At 66.7% G+C, this 15,908-nt stretch carries 15 protein-coding genes; 6 read left to right on the forward strand and 9 right to left on the reverse strand.

What is annotated here, in order from left to right:
• Positions 1-190: 190 nt before the first annotated feature.
• Positions 191-1,534 carry an MFS transporter gene (locus JOF55_RS04580; protein WP_310270058.1) on the forward strand — a complete coding sequence of 448 codons (1,344 nt, stop codon included), beginning with the start codon at positions 191-193 and terminating at the stop codon, positions 1,532-1,534.
• Between the two features lie 50 nt (positions 1,535-1,584).
• Here the strand turns inward: JOF55_RS04580 and JOF55_RS04585 are convergent, their stop codons facing one another.
• Complete coding sequence (locus JOF55_RS04585; protein WP_374727223.1) at positions 1,585-2,550, reverse strand: thiamine-phosphate kinase; 966 nt, start codon at positions 2,548-2,550, stop codon at positions 1,585-1,587.
• 96 nt (positions 2,551-2,646) lie between these two features.
• On the opposite strand from JOF55_RS04585, the gene JOF55_RS04590 reads away from it, so the two are divergent.
• Positions 2,647-2,880, forward strand: a complete 234-nt coding sequence (locus JOF55_RS04590; protein ID WP_310270063.1) for an Lrp/AsnC ligand binding domain-containing protein — start codon at positions 2,647-2,649, stop codon at positions 2,878-2,880.
• 90 nt (positions 2,881-2,970) lie between these two features.
• The gene (locus JOF55_RS04595; protein ID WP_310270067.1) at positions 2,971-3,552 is read left to right on the forward strand and encodes a DUF3515 domain-containing protein; all 582 of its coding nucleotides are present in this window, start codon (positions 2,971-2,973) and stop codon (positions 3,550-3,552) included.
• Between the two features lie 4 nt (positions 3,553-3,556).
• Here JOF55_RS04595 and JOF55_RS04600 read toward each other — a convergent pair whose 3' ends face one another.
• The 6 genes from JOF55_RS04600 to JOF55_RS04625 form a co-directional block, all read right to left on the reverse strand.
• Positions 3,557-4,648, reverse strand: coding sequence for a D-alanine--D-alanine ligase family protein (locus JOF55_RS04600; protein ID WP_310270071.1), 1,092 nt, complete (start codon positions 4,646-4,648; stop codon positions 3,557-3,559).
• A 79-nt stretch (positions 4,649-4,727) separates the two neighbouring features.
• Entirely contained in the window at positions 4,728-6,143 is a 1,416-nt protein-coding gene (gene pdxR, locus JOF55_RS04605) for a MocR-like pyridoxine biosynthesis transcription factor PdxR (RefSeq protein ID WP_310270074.1), read from the reverse strand.
• Positions 6,144-6,632 carry a cysteine dioxygenase gene (locus JOF55_RS04610; RefSeq protein WP_310270076.1) on the reverse strand — a complete coding sequence of 163 codons (489 nt, stop codon included), beginning with the start codon at positions 6,630-6,632 and terminating at the stop codon, positions 6,144-6,146. It abuts the gene before it with no gap.
• A gap of 307 nt (positions 6,633-6,939) precedes the next feature.
• On the reverse strand, positions 6,940-8,064 hold the full coding sequence (locus JOF55_RS04615) for a cystathionine gamma-lyase (protein WP_310270078.1): 1,125 nt from the start codon (positions 8,062-8,064) through the stop codon (positions 6,940-6,942).
• A 33-nt stretch (positions 8,065-8,097) separates the two neighbouring features.
• Positions 8,098-9,129 (reverse strand): NAD(P)H-dependent glycerol-3-phosphate dehydrogenase, encoded by a 1,032-nt coding sequence (locus JOF55_RS04620; protein ID WP_310270081.1) that lies wholly within the window; start codon positions 9,127-9,129, stop codon positions 8,098-8,100.
• A complete protein-coding gene (locus JOF55_RS04625) occupies positions 9,122-9,901 on the reverse strand; it encodes a lysophospholipid acyltransferase family protein (RefSeq protein WP_310270084.1) in 780 nt (259 codons plus the stop codon). Before JOF55_RS04625 ends, JOF55_RS04620 begins: the two co-directional genes overlap by 8 nt.
• 116 nt (positions 9,902-10,017) lie before the next feature.
• Between JOF55_RS04625 and cofC the strand changes: the two genes are divergently transcribed.
• The 3 genes from cofC (at position 10,018) to JOF55_RS04640 (ending at position 14,028) form a co-directional block, all read left to right on the forward strand.
• On the forward strand, positions 10,018-10,680 hold the full coding sequence (cofC, locus tag JOF55_RS04630) for a 2-phospho-L-lactate guanylyltransferase (protein ID WP_310270086.1): 663 nt from the start codon (positions 10,018-10,020) through the stop codon (positions 10,678-10,680).
• A gap of 88 nt (positions 10,681-10,768) precedes the next feature.
• A complete protein-coding gene (locus tag JOF55_RS04635; RefSeq protein WP_310270089.1) occupies positions 10,769-12,955 on the forward strand; it encodes an RNA degradosome polyphosphate kinase in 2,187 nt (728 codons plus the stop codon).
• 152 nt (positions 12,956-13,107) lie between these two features.
• Positions 13,108-14,028, forward strand: coding sequence for an NUDIX hydrolase (locus JOF55_RS04640; protein ID WP_374727392.1), 921 nt, complete (start codon positions 13,108-13,110; stop codon positions 14,026-14,028).
• Between the two features lie 120 nt (positions 14,029-14,148).
• On the opposite strand, the gene JOF55_RS04645 is transcribed toward JOF55_RS04640, so the two are convergent.
• Positions 14,149-15,039, reverse strand: a complete 891-nt coding sequence (locus JOF55_RS04645; protein ID WP_310270096.1) for an HU family DNA-binding protein — start codon at positions 15,037-15,039, stop codon at positions 14,149-14,151.
• A gap of 230 nt (positions 15,040-15,269) precedes the next feature.
• A complete protein-coding gene (gene leuD, locus JOF55_RS04650) occupies positions 15,270-15,872 on the reverse strand; it encodes a 3-isopropylmalate dehydratase small subunit (RefSeq protein ID WP_310270099.1) in 603 nt (200 codons plus the stop codon).
• Positions 15,873-15,908 lie beyond the last annotated feature (36 nt).

A 15,908-nucleotide genomic window follows, 5' to 3' on the forward strand; every position in this document is an offset into this window, starting at 1 on the left:
TCGGAACTCGCAGGCGGAGGCCGGGCCTCGCCCGCTTCCCCGTGTCACACCGTCACCCGCTCTTCGAGCACCGACGACAGCGCAACGAAGTGTTTTGGTGGCTTCACACCGCTCGGTCGGCTAGGTTCCGGGTACTCGAACTCTGCGCACACACCGTAGAAGGCACGCCCTGGAGGTGGCCTACAAGCTCATGACTGCATCGAAGACAGGGGAACTCCCATCCGGAGAGCAGTCCCTGCTGCGACGCGCGGTGGCCGCGGCGGCCATCGGAAACTGCACCGAATGGTACGACTTCGGCGTTTACGCCTATGTAGCGACCTACGTCGGTGCCGCCTTCTTCCCCGGCGACAACACCACGGCGCAGACACTGTCGGCTTTCGGTGCCTTCGCGCTCTCCTTCCTGCTGCGTCCCCTGGGCAGCTTGTTCTTCGGCCCCTTGGGCGACCGGATCGGACGTCAGCGCGTCCTGGCAATCACGATCCTGTTGATGTCGGGCTCGACATTCGTGATCGGGCTACTGCCCGAATTCGGCACGATCGGCTACTTCGCGCCGATACTGTTCCTGCTGTGCCGGATGCTGCAGGGCTTTTCCACCGGCGGTGAGTACGGTGGTGCGGCGACCTACATCGCGGAGTACGCGCCGACCAAGCGCCGTGGTTTCTACGGAAGCTGGCTGGAGTTCGGCACGCTGGTCGGGTTCGGACTCGGCGCGCTGGTTCCCACCGCCCTGATCCTGAGCCTCAGTGATCCCGCCATGCATTCCTGGGGCTGGCGGATCCCGTTCCTGATCGCCGGGCCGCTCGGTGGTGTCGGACTTTACCTGCGCAAGAAGCTGGAGGACACTCCGGCATTCAAGCATCTGGAACAGTCGCACAACATCGCGAAGTCCCCGCTGAAGTCGATGCTCGTCGACCACTGGCGCACGCTGCTGGTCCTGATGGGCATCGTCGTGATCATCAACGTCGGCAACTACACGCTGCTGACGTACATGCCGACCTACCTCAAGCAGACACTGAACATTTCGGACACGGCGGCGCTGATCCCGTTGATCATCGTCATCGTCCTGCTGCTCGTGCTGATCACCTTCGTCGGCAGGCTCTCCGACACGGTCGGCCGCAAACCCGTGTTCCTGTCCGCCTGCATCTGCTTCATCGTGCTGCCCATTCCGGCCTTCATGTTGATCGCCCAGGGCAGCTGGATCACGACCCTGCTGGGACTGACACTGCTCGGGCTCTGCCACGTCCAGCTGATCGGGCCGCTCGCGGCGACCCTGCCCGCGATGTTCCCGACGAAGGTGCGCTACGCGGCCTTCTCCATCGGCTACAACGTCGCCACGTCGGCCATCGGCGGCACCACGCCATTGATCAACGACGCGATGGTCGAACTAACCGGGAACAACTTCTTCCCCGCCTACTATCTGATGGGCGCGGCCGCACTCGGGATCATCCCGGTGCTGCTGATGAAGGAAACGGCGGGTAGACCGTTGGACGAGGGGGAAGCCGCCACCGACGCGGCAACCGCCAAGACCGCCTGAGATCCGGCCGTGGCGGTGGCGCTGGTCGAGCACGTCACCGCCACGGTTGCTCAGCGCCAGTGCTGCCAGCCCGGATCCTCCTCGTACTCCGCACCGTCCACGGTGACGCCGTGGCCCTCGGTGACCGAGCCGATTGCCATCCACTCCTCCGGAAGCGGCTGATCCGCCGAGAACGTGGCCACCAGGGCCTGGTCCTCCCCTCCGGTGAGCACCCAGTGCCGGGCGTCCTTGCCGAGCGCGGAAGCGACCTCGACGAGTCGCTGCGGTATTTCCAGCAAGTCGGTGCGGAGGTCGATGGCCACCCCGGAGGACTCCGCGATATGGCCGAGATCGGCCAGCAGGCCGTCCGAGACGTCCACCATCGAGGTGGCACCCGCCGCTGCGGCCTGCGGCCCCGCCGCATAAGGCGGTTCCGGCACCCGGTGCGCCCCGACCACGGCCACCGGGGAGCGGAAACCGCGCCCCAGCACCGCCCACCCCGCCGCGGCCCATCCCAGCCGCCCCGCGACCGCCACGACGTCACCGGGGCGCGCACCGGAACGGGTGACCGGTGATCTCCCCTGCAGATCACCGAACGCCGTGACGGAAATCGTCAAGGCGGTGGCAGTGACCATGTCACCACCGGCGATCCCCACCCCGGCACCATGGGCTTCCTCCCACATGCCCGCGGCAAGCTCGTCGACAACGGTCGTCGGCAGGTCCGGCGGACACCCCAGACCGACCAGCAAGCCCGTCGGTACCGCTCCCATCGCCGCGATATCGGACAGGTTGACCGCGATGGCCTTGCGCCCCGCCTGATGCGGGGTCGACCAGTCCAACCGGAAATGCACGTTCTGCACGAGCAGATCTGTGGTCGTCACCACGCGACCGTCGGGAGCTGCCAGCACGGCGGCGTCATCACCGGGACCGAGCAACGTCCCCGAAGGCTGTGTGCGATCGGAGGTCACTCGGTGGATGAGGCCGAACTCACCCAGTTGAGAAACGGTCTGTGCGTCCTCCGACGAATCCGGACCCAACCGGGGCCTCCCTTTCCTGAGCATTCGCTCGGTTCAATGGGGTAGCTTTCTGCCAAGTTTCCTACCTTCCGTTTCCACGACACGAAGGGGCATGCCATGGTTCAGGCCTACATCCTCATCCAGACAGAAGTCGGCAAAGCAGCTGCCGTCGCCGCCGAAATTTCCGGGTCCACCGGGATCATCAGCGCCGAGGACGTCACCGGTCCGTATGACGTCATCGTGCGAGCCGAGGCCGAGAACGTGGACCTGCTCGGCAAGATGGTGGTCGCCAACATTCAAAACGTCGAGGGCATCACCCGCACCCTGACCTGCCCCGTGGTTCATCTTTAGGGCCCACGTTCGACGTGTCCGCGGATGAGCCGGACCACTACGGCAGGGACCGGTACACGCACCGGCTCCGTCTCGTGCTGTAGTGGTTGCGTGGCTGAGCAGCAACCGACTTCCGCAGTGCCTCGCTGGGTCATGATCGTGGCGATCACGCTCGGTGTGCTGTTGGCTGCCGGAGTGGTCACGATCGGACTCGTCGGCAGGCAGATGCACAACGAAGCTTCCCAAGCCTCGAAGGCCGCCGAACAGGCGCGCCGGAGCGGTCCGCTCGCGCTGCCGCCCGTATCCGCGCCGAAAGCGGAGTCCCCGGAGTGCGCCGCGGTGCTCGCAGCACTGCCACGCGAACTCGCCGTGGACGATTCCGGGGTCCCACGCCGGAAGTTGACCCAGCCTGCTCCCCCCGGAGCGATCGCCTGGGGTGACGCGCAGCATGATCCGATCATCGTGCGCTGCGGAATCACCGCGCCGACGGAACTGACTCCGACCTCGCGCCTGACGAATGTCTCCGGAGTCGACTGGCTACCGATCAGCCAGGGCGGCAAGACCACGTGGCTGGCCGTGGACCGCCCGGTCCACGTCGCCCTGACCGTATCGCAGGAGGTAGGCACCGGGCCGGTGCAGACGCTGTCACGCATCCTCGGCAAGACTCTCCCCAAGCAGGAGGTCTTCCCCTGATCGCTCAGCGCAGGCCGGTCCCCCGCGCCAGGGCCGTGTCGATCAGGATGCCGAGCACCGAGGCGTAATCCACTCCCGTCTGTGCCCACATCCGCGGGTACAGCGAGATCGCGGTGAATCCCGGCATCGTGTTCACCTCGTTGACGATCGGCTGTCCTTCGTCGGTGACGAAGAAATCCACCCGGGCCAGCCCCTGGCAGTCCAACGCGCGGAACGCCGTGACAGCGGCCGCACGCAGCCGCTCGATCGCGTCGTCGCCGATCTTGGCGGGAATGTCGAACTCGGTCACATCATCGAGGTACTTGGACTCGTAGTCGTACCACTCGGCCTCACCGGTGACCCGCAGTTCCGCGGGCAGCGACGCCTCGATGCGGCCGTCGGGGAACTCCAGCACCCCGCACTCGACCTCGCGGCCGGTGACCGCCGACTCGATGATGACCTTCGGATCGGTGCGGCGGGCTTCGGCAACGGCCGCATCCAGGTCCGCGTAGTCGGTGACGCGGGTGATTCCGAGCGAGGATCCCGCACGGGCGGGTTTGACGAACACCGGAAGGCCGAGCCGCTCCCGCTGGACCTCGTCCAGCGTGCGTTGATCACGGCGCAGCACCTCGTAGGAACCCACGTCCAGTCCCTCCGCGGCCAGCAGTTTCTTGGCGTACTCCTTGTCCATCGCCACCGCGCTGGACAGCACCCCGGCACCGGCGTAGGGCACCTCGGCCAACTCCAGCAATCCCTGGATGGTGCCGTCCTCACCGAATGCCCCGTGCAGCACGGGGAAAACCACGTCGACCGAGGACAGCACCTCGCCGGCCCGGCCCGGTTCGAGCAGCACCAGATCACTCCGGGTGGGATCACCGGGCAGAGTCAGCGCCGCACCGGAGGCCACCTCCGGCTCCGTACGGTCGCGGATCTCCAGTTCCCGCGGATCGTCGGTACCCAACACCCACGCACCCTCGCGGGTGATACCGACCGGGACGACTTCGAAACGCTCCCTGTCGAGATGCGCCAGCACGCTGCCTGCGGACACGCAGGAAATGCCATGTTCGGTGCTGCGTCCGCCGAAAACGACCGCCACCCGGGTCTTGCGCCGTGTCATGAGCGGGACCATACCCGCAGTGCCACACCTCCGCGCCAACCGCCGGAGAGTGTCCTTCGGGCTGGCACGGGCGATTGCTTCAGCCACCGTCTCGGACTGCTTGTACCGACTCCACCAGAACCGGCACCGTCCGCTCCAGGTCCTCGCGGGCACACGCGGCGTATCCCAGGGCCAGGCCGTACCACTGCTGCGCTCCCAGATGGTGGCGTCGCAGGCCGTCGAGAACGAGGCCATCGCGCCGGGCACGCTCGATCACGCGCTGCTCGGCAGCAGCGTCCGGCAGTGGCAGGACGACATGGGCGCCCGCCCGGTCGCCGAACATCTCGACCCCGGCTTCGGTCAGTCGCTGTACGAGCAGTTCACGGCGCCGGGACAGCTCACGGCGAAGGCGGCGCAGGTGACGCCCGAGGTCGCCGTGGCGGGCGAACTCCGCCAGAACTCGCTGCCCCGCCGGGGCGGGACGGGTTCCGGTGCGATCACGGTGTTCGAGTACTGCCGAGGCGACGTTCCGGGGAGCCAGCATCCAACCGACACCCAGCGTGGGTGTGAGGATCTTGCTCGTGGTGCCGAGATGAACCACCACATCCGGGGCCATGGAAGCCAACACCGGTAACGGGGCGACGTCGTAGCGCAGCTCCCCGTCGTAATCGTCTTCGACGATCAACCAGCCATGGGCACGGGCCCGTTCGACCAGTGCGATACGCCGGTCGGCGGGCAGTCTTCCCCCGATCGGGTACTGGTGGGCCGGAGAGCAGTAAACGGCCCGGACATCATCGGGGACGGATTCGACCACGATCCCGGCATGATCGACCGGAGCGGGCACGACCTCAGCTCCCGACGCCTGCAGCGCGCCCACGGCACGCTGGTACCCGGGCTCCTCCACGGCGACCCGGTCACCGGGTCGGACCACGGTCGAGGCGAGTTCGGTGAGAGCGGCCGTCGTGCCGCCCGTCGCCACCACCGAGTCCTCGTACGGGCCCTCGACGACCAGCCCCCGGTGCCGCAGCAGATGCTCCACCACCGCCGCGCGATACTCCGGCATTCCCGCGCGCTGCGGAAGCGAAGCGGGTGCGGCATCGGCGGCCGCCCGCCAGGCCCGCCGCCACGCCGCGCGGTCGATCCCCTCCGCCCACGGCGCACCGGGAGTGAGATTGACCGTGGGCTCCTCCGGTTCCCGGGGGCGCCGGGTCACCTCTCCGCTCCGGGCCGCGCCGGGCGGGGTCGTGGTGACATAGGTTCCCGAGCCGTGGCGGCCCGCGATCCAGCCTTCGGCGTGGAGCTGTTCGTAGGCGTCCGCCGTCACGGTGCGGCTCACGCCGAGGTGGCGGGCGAGCGCACGAGTGGAGGGAAGACGATCCCCGCCGCGAACCTGGCCGTGTGTCGCGGCACGGCGCAGCGCGTCGGCCAGCTGCACGGCAAGCGGGCGCCGGTCGGCACGGTCGAGGTCGATGGCGAGTTCGAGCAGCGGCGAACTCGCGGGCACGGCATGTGGCATTCAGCCGGTCTCGCTACGCACGGGCCCGGAAACCGGATCCATGGTGTAGCCGTTCATGGGTGCGCGGGCGGGCCGGTAGACGTGGATACTGATCGCCGGGTCCGGACCGTCGTTACGCACCTGGTGCACATAGTTCGGTCCGAACACGCGAGAGTGACCGGCCACCAGCGAGTGCAGTGCCTCCACCGGCCGGTTCGCGGAGTCCGTCCGGATCGCCCGTTCCGAGAGCGCACCGGAGACGATGGTGAACCCGCCGGCGGCGCCGCCGTGATCGTGCAGGCCGGTGCGCTGGCCCGGAAGCCAACTCATCAGCCAGGCCTCGTGTTCGTCGGTGCGTTCGAGCAGGGTGAACCAGCGCTGGTCCGGATCGTAGCGCACGAGATGCGCCCAGGTGTGCCGGTCGGCAGCGAGGTCGCGGGCGATCCGCACCGGGTGGGCGATCGCGCGGTTGGCAGGCAGAGCAACGGTGTTGGCAGGAACAGCGAACACGCTTCAACAGTCCTTGAAATCGAGTGCCGCGGAAACAGCGGTGGAGGGCGGGTGAACGGCCCACGGTTCACGCCGTGTGGCGGAGGGCCATGTGGGAGGAGGACGGTCACCGGCAAGGACAAAGCGCGCTGGCCACACGGCGCAGGTCGATATGACCCCGCCGGCTGCTCATCGCGCGCATCAACACGCCAAAAACTGAACCAGCAGGGCATGAACGAGTCAAGTCACTCGTCCATACAGCGCAACATCTCACACGACAGCGCGACGGATTTTTGCAGTTTCGCGCGAAACTGCAAAAATCACCGGCTCAGTCGAGGGCGTTCAGAACGTCGGCAACGAGATCGGCACTGTCCTCACACCCGGCGGAGAACCGCACGAAACCCTCCGGGACCGGATCTCCCCACTGTGCGCGCCGATCCACCGTGCTGTGCATCCCACCGAAGCTGGTGGCCCCCACGACCAGTCGGCTGCGCCGCACGAATTCCTCGACCGAGCCGGCATCGGCGAGTTCGAACCGGAACACACCACCCCAGCGCCGCATCTGCCGCCGTGCCCGCTCGTGCGACGGGTCCTCGGGCAGGCCGGGCCAACGCAATCCGGACACCGCCGGGTGTCCACGCAGCGCGTCGACGAGCGCGGCCGCGTTCTCGGCCTGCCGGGCCAGCCGCAGATCCAGAGTCCCCATGCTGCGGTGCGCCAGCCATGACTCGAACGGGCCCGGAATCGCCCCGGACAGAGTCCTCGCCCGGAGCAGCCGCTCCGCGAACGCGTCGTCGTGCACCGAAACATGACCGAGCAGGACGTCACTGTGACCGGTCAGGGCCTTCGTATCGCTGGCGAGGACGGCATCGGCTCCGAGCTGCAGGGGACGCTGCCCGATCGGGGTCGCCGTGGTGTTGTCCACTGCCACCCGGGCTCCGGCGGCATGGGCTCGTTCGGCGAGCGCGGCGATGTCGCACACATCCATGCCCGGATTGGACGGTGTCTCCAGCAGGACCAGGCGCACTCCGTCGAAGGCACCGTCCGGCCACGGGCCCGGTGTGGGCACCTCGCGGACATCGAGCGCCAGCTCGGCGAGCTCATCCCGCACGAACTGCCGCGTCGCGTAGTAACCGTCGCTCGGCAGCACCAGGGCATCACCGGGCCGCAGTACCGCGCGGAGCAAGGTGCTGATGGCGGCCATCCCCGACGGCAGGAGAACACAGTGGCCGCCGTCGAGTTCGCCGATCGCGGACTCCAGTGCCCGCCACGTCGGATTCCCCGCCCGGCCGTAGAAATCGGTGTCCGTGGCACGGTCGGAACCACCGAGGTGATACGGCGCGGCGAACACGGGCCCCGGCAACAACGGATTTCCCGCCACCGGATCGGGATGGCCACCCTGCACGCACCGCGTGCCATCACCGAATGGGTCCGTGCCGGCTGGGTTCGTCACGCCTGTTCCTTTCCCGTACCTCTTCCCGGCCCTTCATTCCGGCTTGCGCTTGCGGTCGAGCAGTTCCACCGCAGCAGGGGCCGGAGCGAGCCCTTCGTGACACACCCGGTGCACGACTTCCGTGATCGGCATCTCGACCCCACACCGCGCGGCCAGCTCGCGGAGCGACGAACAGGACTTCACGCCCTCGGCGACCTGGCCGTGCGCGGCCTCCTGAGCCTGGCTCAGGGTCTCACCACGGCCGAGTCGTTCGCCGAAGGTCCGATTACGGGACAGTGGCGAGGCACACGTGGCCACGAGATCTCCCATCCCGGCCAGCCCGGCGAAGGTCATCGGTTCGGCCCCCAGCGCTCCACCGAGCCGAGTGGTTTCGGCGAGCCCGCGAGTGATCAGCGTGGACATCGTGTTCGCCCCGTATCCCAGGCCGGAGGCCACCCCGCAGGCCAAGGCGATCACGTTCTTGCAGGCACCGGCCAGTTCGACACCCACGAGATCGGTGTTGGTGTACGGGCGGAAGTAGCCCGTGGAGCACGCATGCTGCAGGGCGACCGCCCGATCATGATCGCGGCACGCAACGACCGTCGCAGTCGGCTGCTCCTCGGCGATCTCCCGGGCCAGATTGGGGCCGGAGACGACCGCGACCCGATCCATCGGTACATCGGCGACCTCGCCGACCACCTCGCTCATCCGCCGCAGCGTGCTCAGCTCGACCCCCTTGGCGAGGCTGACCAACGTCGCCTCCGAGGGCAACAACGGTTGCCACCCCGCCAGGTTCTCCCGGAGCGTCTGACTCGGCACGGCCAGCACCACGGCATCGACATCGTGCATCGCCTCGGCAGCGTCGTCGGTGGCACGCAACGACTCCGGCAGCACCACACCCGGCAGATACTCCCGATTCAGTCGGGTCCCGTTGATCGACGCGGCCACCTCGGACCGCCGTGCCCACAGTGTCACGGTGCTGCCTGCATCGGCGAGCACCTTCGCGAAGGTGGTTCCCCAGGATCCCGCTCCCAGAACCGCCACTTTCCGGACCACATCCGCAGGGCGCGCGGTCTGCTCAGGCATCGTCGCCACTCAGGTCGCGCTTGGGGGCACTCGAGTGGAACTCGGAGGGTGGCTGCTCCGCGCGGATCTCCCCGAGCAACTCCCGGACACGCTGCATCGCCAGGTCGCTCACCGCACGCAGGGACCGGGAGTCGGCCTGCAGGCCCCGGTACGCCGACAGATCGATCGGTTCACCGAACTTGATGGTGACCTCTTTGCGCGGCAGGGGGCGGAATTTCTTGTTGTAGTGATCGTAGATTTCCCGCGTTCCCCACCGGGCGACCGGAATGACGGGCACGTCGTGCCCCAGCGCCAGGCGAGCCACACCCACTTTCGGCGTCATCGGCCATCCGCTGGGGTCCTTGGTGATGGTTCCGTCCGGGTAGATGAGGATCACCTTGTCCTCTTCCAGTGCCCGATGCGCCTCCTGGAGGCTCTTCTGCGCATCCACGGTTCCCCGGTACACCGGAATCTGGTCCACTCCCCGCAGCACACTGCGCAGCAGCGGAATGTTCCACAACGTGCTCTTGGCCAGGAACCTGGGTAACCGTCCGGCACGGTGCACGGTGACCGCATCGTAGATCGGGTCCAGGTGCGAGACGTGGTTGAGCACCAGCAATACCGGTCCCTCGGCCGGGAGTCGCTCCAACCCGATCACCCTCGTCCGGGCCAGCAACGCCTGCAACGGGTAGAACACCACCACGGCAAGCCCGAGCCAGAACCCGCCCAGACCTTTCCTGCCTCGCTCCCTGGTCTGCCTGCGCATGCGCCGGAGACTTCTCGGTTCCGCCACGCCAACTCCTTCCGCATCACGAGCGGATGCCAAATTACCCGGTGGACGCTCGGGACCCCCGCATGACCACACCACCTCGTGGCACACCCGTCCCGTGGAAGGAGCACGATGGCGTCGTGACCGCAGGATTGCATCTCCTCGTCCCGATCAAGCCACTCCACCTTGCCAAATCGCGACTGCTCGGTGCCCTCGAGCACACTCCGAGACGCTCGCAGGCGCACGCAGCACTCGTCACGGCAGTGGCACTGGACACGGTTTCGGCGGCACGCGGCGCAGCACAGGTGCGCGAGGTCGTCGCTGTCACATCCGATCCGGAACTGACCGCCGCCCTGCGGGCCTTGGGGATCGGGGTGTTGCCGGATTCTCCGTCGGCAGGGCTCAATGCGGCTCTGCGGCATGCCGACGGCGTGCTGCGACAGGGCTCCGCTGGGATGCGGGTCGGCGCGCTGCAGGCGGACCTTCCCGCCCTCCGTCCCGACGATTTGAGCGCAGCGCTGGAAGCCGCCGGTGACCGGCGTGCGTTCTGCCCGGATCGACAGGGCACGGGAACCACGTTGCTGCTGGCCGAACGGGATCGGCCGCTGGATCCCCGATTCGGCCCCGACTCCGCGGCCACGCACGGCGACAGCGGAGCCGTACGCCTGAAAGGCCCGTGGGAATCCTTGCGATGTGACGTGGACACCGGGGCGGACCTGCGGAGGGCCACCGAACTGGGGCTCGGCACGCACACCCGCGCTCACCTCGCAGAGCACTGCTCATCCGGCGCGGCAGGACGATGATGTGTCCACCCATGCCGAGACAGCGAAACGCGCTTTCCCCCTTCGAGCGAGGTGACCGCACGGTCACGTGGTACGTGATAATGGGCCCGTGAGTACGGACAGCAACGACCGGCGGACCGAGCAACCCTCTTCCGACCGGTCCTCCGCCACCGAACACCTCTCCGGGGGAGCCAGGGTTCCGGCGGCACCCCCTGCCGTCACCCGGGCCGCCGCCAGCACCGACTTGCCCGAGAACCGCTATCTCAACCGTGAACTGTCCTGGCTGGATTTCAACGCCAGGGTCCTGGCCAATGCCGAAGACCGCTCCCAACCGCCGCTGGAACGAGCGAAGCTGCTGGCGATCTTCGCCTCCAACCTCGACGAGTTCTACATGGTTCGAGTGGCGGGCCTGAAGCGCCGCGAGGAAACGGGACTGTCCGTGCGCAGTGCCGACGGCCTCTCCCCGTACGAACAGCTCACCAGGATCTCGGCGCGTAACCAGGACCTCACCGAGAAACTCGGCCGGGTGTTCCTCGACGAGCTACTGCCCGAACTCGAAGCTGCCGGAGTCGGCATCGTCTCCTGGAGCAATCTCGACGAAGCTCACCGGCAGTACCTCACCGGTTACTTCGAGGACCACGTCTTCCCGGTGCTGACCCCGCTGGCGGTCGATCCCGCTCACCCGTTTCCCTACATCTCCGGGCTGTCGTTGAACCTGGCCGTCACGGTCACCGACCCGGAAGCGGGAATCCGGCGCTTCGCCCGGGTCAAGGTGCCGGACAACGTGCAGCGGCTGATCCGCGTCGAAACCGAGCGGGACACCGACCATGTCACCTTCCTGCCGCTGGAAGAATTGATCGCCGCACACCTCGGCACGTTGTTCCCCGGTATGGAGGTCACCGAGCACCATATCTTCCGGGTCACCCGCAACGCCGACCTCGAGGTCGAGGAGGACCGCGACGAGGACCTGCTGCAGGCCATGGAGCGGGAACTGGCGCGCCGCCGATTCGGCCCGCCGGTGCGCCTGGAAGTGACCGACACGATGAGCGAGACGATGCTCGAACTCCTGCTGCGCGAGCTCGACGTCGATCCCCACGACGTCGTCGAGGCGCGCGGGCTGCTCGACCTGTCCTGCCTGTTCCAGCTGGAGAAACTACAGCGCCCGGACCTGAAGGGAGCACCGTTCGTTCCGGCGACGCACCCGGCGTTCGCGGAGGGCAACACCTCGAAGAGCATTTTCGCCACGTTGCGCGAGGACGACGTGCTCCTGCATCACCCGTACCACGCGTTCTCCACATCGGTACAGCGCTTCATCGAGCAGGCGGCCGCCGACCCGAACGTTCTGGCCATCAAACAGACGCTGTACCGCACCTCGGGCGACTCTCCCATCGTCAACGCGCTGATCGATGCCGCAGAGGCGGGCAAGCAGGTCGTCGCACTGGTGGAGCTGAAGGCACGGTTCGACGAGCAGGCCAACATCCAGTGGGCACGCGCCCTCGAACGCTCCGGAGTACACGTCGTCTACGGCCTGGTGGGCTTGAAGACACACTGCAAAATCGCGCTCGTGGTGCGTCAGGAAGGCTCGACGCTGCGCCGCTACTGCCATCTGGGCACCGGTAACTACAACCCCAAGACCGCGCGCACCTTCGAGGATCTGGGCCTGCTGACAGCCGACGACGACATCGGCGCCGACCTGACCGACCTGTTCAACGTACTCACAGGCTACGCACACCACGGCACTCATCGGCGGATTCTGGTCTCACCACAGGGCATCCGCACCGGCATCGTCGAACGCGTCGAGAGCGAGATCGAGCGTGCACATGCGGGAAAGCCGTGCGGCATCCGGATGAAGGTGAATTCCTTGGTCGACGAGCAGATCATCGATGCTCTCTACCATGCGTCGATGGCCGGAGTCCCTGTCCGGGTCGTCGTGCGGGGAATCTGCGCGTTGAGAGCCGGAGTCGAGGGTCTCAGTGAGAACATCGAGGTGCGTTCGATCCTGGGGCGGTTCTTGGAACACTCGCGGGTGTTTCATTTCGTCGGTGCCGATGAGCACTGGATCGGAAGCGCCGACATGATGCACCGCAATCTGGACCGCAGGATCGAGACGCAGGTTCCGGTCACGGATCCTCGGCTCACGGCCGAACTCGATGCGCTGCTCGACTCGGCACTGCACCCCGACACGCGATGCTGGGTACTCAACGCCCAGGGCGACTGGGAGGCCTCCCCGCGTGCGGCCGACCAGGTCCGAGACCATCAGGTGGACATGCTGCACCAGCGCGGCGCGAAGGTGTGAGGATATTGACCGGAAAAGAGTCGACCTCCGAGGACTCCGTGGACGAGGACTCCGTGGACGAGGAGTCCACAGCCGGAAGAGGGGAATCCGGCCGAGTGGCTGCCCACACGCCCGAGGCGGACCGGACGGGCGCGGTGGGCGACACTCGGACCGTGCACGCTGCGGGAGCTGTCGTCTGGCGTCCGGGACCCGATGGAAAACCCGAGGTGGCAGTGGTTCATCGGCCCCGCTACGACGACTGGTCGCTGCCGAAGGGCAAGCTGGACCCCGGCGAGACCATCGCGCACGCAGCCTCCCGTGAGATCCTCGAAGAGACCGGCCTGACCTGCACGCTGTCCCGGTATCTGTGGCAGGTGACCTACCCGGTACCCGCACCCGGCGAAGGACAGGTGCGCAAACTGGTGGACTATTTTTCCGCACAGGTCCGTCACGGTTCGTTCCTACCGAACGAGGAAGTCGACGACCTGTGCTGGATGACCACCGAGCAGGCACGGCAGCAACTCAGCTATGTTGACGACGGACGTGTTCTGGACGTCTTCGACGGTCTCCCCACGGATGTGGCGACAGTACTGCTGGTCCGCCATGCGAAGGCGGGTAAACGCTCGGAGTTCGACAGCGACGACGCTCTTCGGCCGCTCAGCAAGGCCGGTCTCGTCCAGCAGCAGGCGCTGCACGCATTCCTGCCTCTGTTCGGCCCCGAACGCGTACATTCCGCACCGAAGCTGCGATGCGAGCAAACCGTTGCGCCCGTAGCCGCGGATCTCGGGGTCGATGTCGATGCCGAGCCGCTGCTGTCGGAGGAGGACTACTGGTCGGATCCGAATGAAGCAGTACAGCGGCTGCTGGAAATCGCCTCGAAGCCGGGGACCGCACTGGTATGCAGCCAGGGAGAGGTCATCCCGGACCTTGTCGGGCGCCTGGCCATCGAATCCGGGCTGGAAACGGGCGAAACCCGCAGTGGGAAAGGCAGTCTCTGGATACTGACGTTCCGGCGCGGCCCGCACTCCGGCAGCAACACCGCTCCTGCCCTCCAGCTGGCCGCTGCCGACTATCTGGTGGAGCCGGGTTTCTGAGTTTCCTCAGGGCCGTTTCGCGCCCCGCTCGGCCCAGCCGGGAGGCACCGTTGCCATGAAGAGGGCGGCGCCGACCTCGACCGGCCACAGCGCCACCCGCTCCCGTCGGGCGCGAGGCGTTCACTTTTTCGTGGTGCTGCGCGTCGTGGACTTCTTCGTGGACGGGCTCGCACTCGACTTGCTGGTACTCGACTTCGTCGTACTCGACTTGCTCGTGCCACTCTTGGCCGACGTGCCGGTCTTGGCGGTCGTCGACTTGCTCGTGCCACTCTTGGCCGACGTCGACTTGCTCGGAGCGGCCTTACTCGTCGTCCCCGTCTTGGACGTACCGGCCTTGGACGTGGATGTGCCTGCCTTGGACGTACTCGCCTTGCTCGTGCCGGTGCCTGTCTTGCTTGCAGCAGCCTTGCTCGTACCGGTCTTGCTCGTGCTTTCCTTGCTCGTGCCGGTCTTGGCCGACGTCGACTTGCTCGGAGCGGCCTTACTCGTCGTCCCCGTCTTGGACGTACCGGCCTTGGACGTGGATGTGCCTGCCTTGGAGGTACTCGCCTTGCTCTCGGGCGATTTGGTGGTGCCGGTCCGAGCGGTGCTGCGAGTACCTGCTGTTCGTGTGGCAGCAGTCTTCGAGGTGGATCCGCTCGTCGCAGCACGACCCGTGGTCGCTTTCGCAGTGCTGCGGGCAGTCGACCGCGATGCGGTACCGCCCGTCTTTGCCGTACCGACGCGGGGAAGCTTGCGCTGTCCACCGACGACTTCCTTGAACTGGGTGCCTGCACGGAAAGCGGGAACGTTGGTTTTCTTCACCTTCACCGTTTCGCCGGTGCGCGGATTGCGTGCTGTGCGGGCGGCGCGAGCACGCTTCTCGAAGACACCGAAACCGGTGATATTGACTTTCTCGCCCTTGTTGACATGACGAACGATGATGTCGGTCATGTCCTCCACTGCTTGGCTCGCGGTCTTCTTGTCCCCGAGGCGTTCGGCCAGGGCCTCGATGAGTTGGGCCTTGTTCACTTCAGTCCCTCCCAGGACAACAACGGCCCCGTCGGGCCGACTCAAGGCCACGGTAAATCTCCGAACAGACGAATGCCATTCGCCACGCCCCCGTTTTCGTTGGGACGTCGCGTAATCGAGTCTGCTCGGCTGCCCGTTCGCTCCGCCGTAGCGGCTGTTCCGTTGTCGGCTATGCGGGCGCGATTTCACCCTGCCGGAGAGAAAACGCGCCCGCACCGCGAGCATGCGTCCTACGCCTTCGAAGCAGGCAATGTACGCGGTTTGAAGCTCGGCCGGGCCTGCTCGAATGTATCGATCGTCTCGGCTTCACGAAGGGTCAAACCGATGTCGTCGAAACCTTCCAGCAACCGCCAGCGCGTGTAGTCGTCGATGCTGAAAGGCACGGTCAGTTCCTTCGCACGAACCGTCCGCTGCTCGAGATCCACGGTCACCCGAGTACCGGGTTCGGTCTCCAGCAGTTTCCACAGCATCTCCACATCGGACTGCTCGCACTGGGCGGCCAGCAGCCCCTGCTTGCCTGCATTGCCCCGGAAGATGTCGGCGAATCGAGAAGAGATGACCACCTGGAATCCGTAGTCCTTCAGCGCCCATACCGCATGTTCCCGGGAGGATCCGGTTCCGAAGTCGGGGCCCGCCACCAGAACACTGCCGTGGCGGAAGGGCTCGGAGTTGAGAATGAAATTCTCGTCGGCCCGCCAAGCGGCGAACAGGGCATCCTCGAAACCCGTTCGCGAAACCCGCTTGAGGTAGACCGCAGGAATGATCTGATCGGTATCCACATTGGATCGGCGCAGCGGGACACCGACGCCGGTGTGTGTGGTGAACGGCTCCATCGTTACTGCTCCTGGAATCGTCGAGGGTCTGGCCTG

The sequence above is a fragment of the Haloactinomyces albus genome, assembly GCF_031458135.1.
GTDB classification, from domain to species: domain Bacteria; phylum Actinomycetota; class Actinomycetes; order Mycobacteriales; family Pseudonocardiaceae; genus Haloactinomyces; species Haloactinomyces albus.

Excerpts from the sequence above, each read along its gene's own strand:
- JOF55_RS04580 (WP_310270058.1), top strand. The coding sequence starts at position 191 with ATGACTGCATCGAAGACAGGGGAACTCCCATCCGGAGAGCAGTCCCTG.
- JOF55_RS04590 (WP_310270063.1), top strand. The coding sequence starts at position 2,647 with ATGGTTCAGGCCTACATCCTCATCCAGACAGAAGTCGGCAAAGCAGCT.
- JOF55_RS04600 (WP_310270071.1), bottom strand. The coding sequence starts at position 4,648 with ATGACACGGCGCAAGACCCGGGTGGCGGTCGTTTTCGGCGGACGCAGC.
- pdxR (WP_310270074.1), bottom strand. The coding sequence starts at position 6,143 with ATGCCACATGCCGTGCCCGCGAGTTCGCCGCTGCTCGAACTCGCCATC.
- JOF55_RS04620 (WP_310270081.1), bottom strand. The coding sequence starts at position 9,129 with ATGCCTGAGCAGACCGCGCGCCCTGCGGATGTGGTCCGGAAAGTGGCG.
- leuD (WP_310270099.1), bottom strand. The coding sequence starts at position 15,872 with ATGGAGCCGTTCACCACACACACCGGCGTCGGTGTCCCGCTGCGCCGA.